Origin of the sequence: Archangium sp. (assembly GCF_036389735.1) — a bacterium.
In the GTDB taxonomy this organism is placed as follows: Bacteria; Myxococcota; Myxococcia; order Myxococcales; family Myxococcaceae; genus Archangium.
In genome coordinates, this window is record NZ_DASVWK010000549.1 from 1 (window position 1) to 3,830 (window position 3,830).

A 3,830-nucleotide genomic window follows, 5' to 3' on the forward strand; every position below is an offset into this window, starting at 1 on the left:
TGGATGACGGTGCCGAAGCGCTCGGCCTGCTTCTGGAAGCGGTCCATCAGCTCGGGGCCCGTAATCCCCTCGGGGAAGCCGGGGTAGTTCTCCACGTCGGTGGTGACCATGAGCTGGCCGCCCGGCACCCGCTGCGGGTCATCGAGGGTGGGGCCCCCGGCGAACATGACCGGCTGAAGGTTGGCGCGCGCGGTGTAGATGGCCGCCGTGTAGCCGGCCGGCCCCGAGCCGATGATGGTCACCTTGTTGATCTTCTCCGCCCCGGGTCGTCGCTCCTGTTTTTCTCGAAGATGGGGCGCCACCGTACCAGAGCCCTCCGGGTCGTGGTACGAACTGGCGCCACAATGGATGCCTCGATCCTCAAGAAGGTTGCGCTCTTCGAGGGCCTCACCCAGAGTCAGCTCCACCGCGTCGCGGCGATCGCCCGGCCCCGGGGCTATGAGGCGGGCGCCTGCCTGTTCCGTGAGGGAGATGCCGGCCGGGAGATGTTCATCATCCTGGAGGGCAAGGTCCGCATCTCCCAGCAGGTGCCGGGAATGGGCGAGGAAGCCCTCGCCATCCTGGAAAAGGGCCAGTATTTCGGGGAGATGGCCGTCGTCGAGGACATCCCCCGCTCGGCGGATGCCTTCGCCCATACCTCGTGCACCCTGTGGGTCATCGAGCGCGAGCAGCTCGACCACCTGATGTTCACGGACAAGGACCTGGCGTACGTGTTGCTCTGGACCTTCGTACGCACCCTGTCCGTGCGCCTGCGCGAGACGAACGAGAAGATGAAGACATTCCTCGCGCTGGCGCGGTTCTGAGGGCCGGTCCCAGAGAATAGACCAGGACTCCCAGTCCGTTTGTTCCCCTGAGCCCCCCTCCGCATGATTCCACCGCCCCTGCCGGCTGACGAAACGAGACGCCTCCAGGCCCTCTACCAGCTGTGCATGCTGGACACCCCCGCCGAGGAGCGCTTCGAGCGCATCGTCCGGGCCGCCTCACGGATGTTCCACGTCCCCATCGCCCTCGTCTCCCTGCTGGATGACTCGCGGCAGTGGTTCAAGGCGCGGGTCGGCCTGGACGCCTCCTCCACGGCACGCAGCATCTCCTTCTGTGGGCATGCCATCCTCAATGCCGACACCTTCGTGGTGCCGGACGCCCTCGAGGACCTGCGCTTCTTCGACAACCCGCTCGTCACCGGCGAGCCCCATGTGCGCTTCTACGCGGGCCACCCCATCCGCGCCCCGGACGGCAGCCGCGTGGGAACGCTCTGCCTGCTCGACCGCCAGTCGCGCGACTTCAGCGAGGAGGACCGCCAGCAGCTCGCGGACCTGGCCTCCTGGGTGGAGCTGGAGCTCAACGCCCTCACCGTCCAGGAGGCGCGCACCGCCCTGGCCCAGCAGGAGCGTTTCTTCGAGCTGTCCGTGGACATGCTCTGCATCGCCGGTGTGGACGGAACCTTCCGGCAGCTCGGCCGGGCCTGGTGTCGCACGCTCGGCTACTCCGAGGAGGTGCTGCGCGCCACGTCCCTGCTGGAGCTGGTCCACGAGGAGGACCGTGCCGCCACCCGCGCGTGGCTGGAGCGCGGCACCCGGGGCGAGCCCCTCCCCCACCTCGAGCACCGCTGCCGCGGCCGGGACGGCTCCTGGCACTGGCTCCAGTGGAACGCCGCCGTCAACCCGGAGGAGGGCATCCTCTATGGCGTGGCGCGCGACATCACCGAGCAGAAGCGCCTGGAAGCCGAGCGCCGCGAGGTGGAGCAGATGAAGAGCGAGTTCGTCTCCACCGTCAGCCACGAGCTGCGCACGCCCCTCACCTCCATCCGCGGGGCCCTGGGTCTGCTGTCGGGCGGGGTGGCCGGGCCCCTGCCGTCCCTGGCGGGGGAGATGATCGACATCGCGCACAAGAACAGCGAGCGCCTCATCCGCCTCATCAACGACATCCTGGACCTGGAGAAGATGGAGTCCGGGAAGCTCGACTTCCAGCTGGAGCCGCTGGAGCTGGGCCCGCTGCTCACCCAGGCCGCCGAGGCCCACCAGGGCTATGCGCAGCAGTACGCCGTCACCGTGGAGACGGTGGTGGACGCGCCGGGGGCGAGGGCCCTGGTGGACGCGGATCGCTTCCTCCAGGTGCTGGCCAACCTGCTGTCCAACGCCCTCAAGTTCTCCCCGTCCGGCGAGCGCGTGACACTGCGGCTGGAAAGGGTGGGCTCCCGGCTGCGCGTGAGCGTGCGGGACCGCGGGCCCGGCATCCCCGAGTCCTTCCACTCCCGCCTCTTCCAGAAGTTCGCCCAGGCGGACGGCTCCGACAGCCGGCGCAAGGGCGGCACCGGGCTGGGGCTCGCCATCTCGCGCGAGCTGGTGGAGCGGATGGGCGGCTCGCTGGACTTCGTCACCGCCGAGAATGCCGGCACCACCTTCCGGGTGGAGCTGCCCGAGTGGCGCCCCGTCCCCTCGTCCAACTAAAGGAAGCGCCCATGACGATTCGCAAGGTGTTGCTCGTGGATGATGAGGATGACATCCGGACCATCGGTCAGCTGAGCCTCAGCCGCGTGGGCGGCTGGCAGACGGTGCTCGCCTCTTCGGGCGCCGAGGCCCTGACCAAGGCCGCCGCCGAGGGGCCGGACCTCATCCTCCTGGACGTGATGATGCCGGGCATGGACGGGCCCACCACCCTCGGCCAGCTCCGCGCCCAGGAGGCCACCGCGAAGACGCCCGTCATCTTCATGACGGCGAAGATCCAGAAGCAGGAGGTGGCGCGCTACCTGGAGCTGGGGGCGGTGGGCGTCATCGGCAAGCCGTTCGATCCCATGACGCTGCCCGCGGAAATCAAACGGCTGCTGTCGCCTACCTGAGGCCGTGAGCCACGATGAGCCTCCCGTCCGACAAGCCCCGTCTCTCCAAGCGCTCCGTGGTGCTCGCCACGGGGGCGCTCGCGCTCTTGAGCGTGCTCTTCACGCTCGGTCGTCCGATGCGGGCCGGCGAGCACGATGACTACCGGACCCGGATGCGCCAGCTCCGGGTCAGCAGCGCCGAGCTGGAGCAGGACATCCTCCGGGGCCACATGGGCCTGCCGCGGGCCCATGGCTCGTCGGAGCAGGAGCTCGCCGAGCTGCGCGCGGGAGTGGCGAAGCTGCGCGCCACTGTCCCCTCGTTCCTGTCGGAGCAGGATCGTCGGACGCTCAACGGCGTGCTGGACGACTACCTCCGCGCGCTGGCGGACGAGGAGGCCCTGCTGGCGCGCCTCGAGGAGCAGAAGTCGCGCCAGGCGGGGCCGGAGGAGACCATGGCCACGCTCCGGCTCCTGCTGGACAGCCCCGCCAGCCCCGAGGCCGAGCGGCTCATCAACACCTACCTCCAGATGTACGAGCGGTCCGTGGAGGGCGCCGAGCGCTTCCGCGTCATCCTCTTCGCCGTCTCGCTGTTGCTCGTCGCCTTCGTCCTGGCGGTGCTGATGCGGCTGGCGCACACGGGCGCCGCGCTCAACGTGCTCAACGCGGAGCTGGAGCGGCGCGTGGAGGAACGCACCTCGGCCCTCTCCTCCGCCAACACGGAGTTGCGCGAGAGCGAGGCCCGCAAGGCGGCCATCCTGGAGAGTTCCCTGGACGGCATCATCTCCCTGGACGAGGGGGGCCGCATCCTGGAGTTCAACCCCGCCGCGGAGCACATCTTCCGGATGCCTCGGGCGGAGGCGCTGGGTCGGGACTTCCTGTCGCTGGCCCTGGCCGCATCCGTGAAGGCCGAGCAGAGTGGGGTCCTCCAGCGCGCGCTCCGGGCCGACGCCGCGCCCGGCCGCGCCACCCGCCTGGAGCTGTCCGCCCTGCGCACCGACGGCAACACCTTCCCCGC

At 69.7% G+C, this 3,830-nt stretch carries 5 protein-coding genes; 4 read left to right on the plus strand and 1 reads right to left on the minus strand.

What is annotated here, in order from left to right; genetic code table 11:
• Nucleotides 1–302: NAD(P)/FAD-dependent oxidoreductase (locus VF794_RS19215; RefSeq protein ID WP_331112461.1), on the minus strand; the 302-nt coding region annotated here is incomplete at its 3' end.
• 42 nt (nt 303–344) lie between these two features.
• Here VF794_RS19215 and VF794_RS19220 point away from each other — a divergent pair.
• From VF794_RS19220 to VF794_RS19235, 4 genes are all read left to right on the plus strand, one after another.
• Nucleotides 345–803 carry a cyclic nucleotide-binding domain-containing protein gene (locus VF794_RS19220; RefSeq protein WP_331112463.1) on the plus strand — a complete coding sequence of 153 codons (459 nt, stop codon included), beginning with the start codon at nt 345–347 and terminating at the stop codon, nt 801–803.
• A 63-nt stretch (nt 804–866) separates the two neighbouring features.
• A complete protein-coding gene (locus tag VF794_RS19225; RefSeq protein ID WP_331112465.1) occupies nt 867–2,447 on the plus strand; it encodes a GAF domain-containing sensor histidine kinase in 1,581 nt (526 codons plus the stop codon).
• Between the two features lie 11 nt (nt 2,448–2,458).
• Entirely contained in the window at nt 2,459–2,836 is a 378-nt protein-coding gene (locus VF794_RS19230; protein WP_331112467.1) for a response regulator, read from the plus strand.
• Between the two features lie 14 nt (nt 2,837–2,850).
• Nucleotides 2,851–3,830 (plus strand): DAHL domain-containing protein (locus VF794_RS19235; RefSeq protein ID WP_331112469.1); only part of this gene is annotated, 980 nt, incomplete at its 3' end.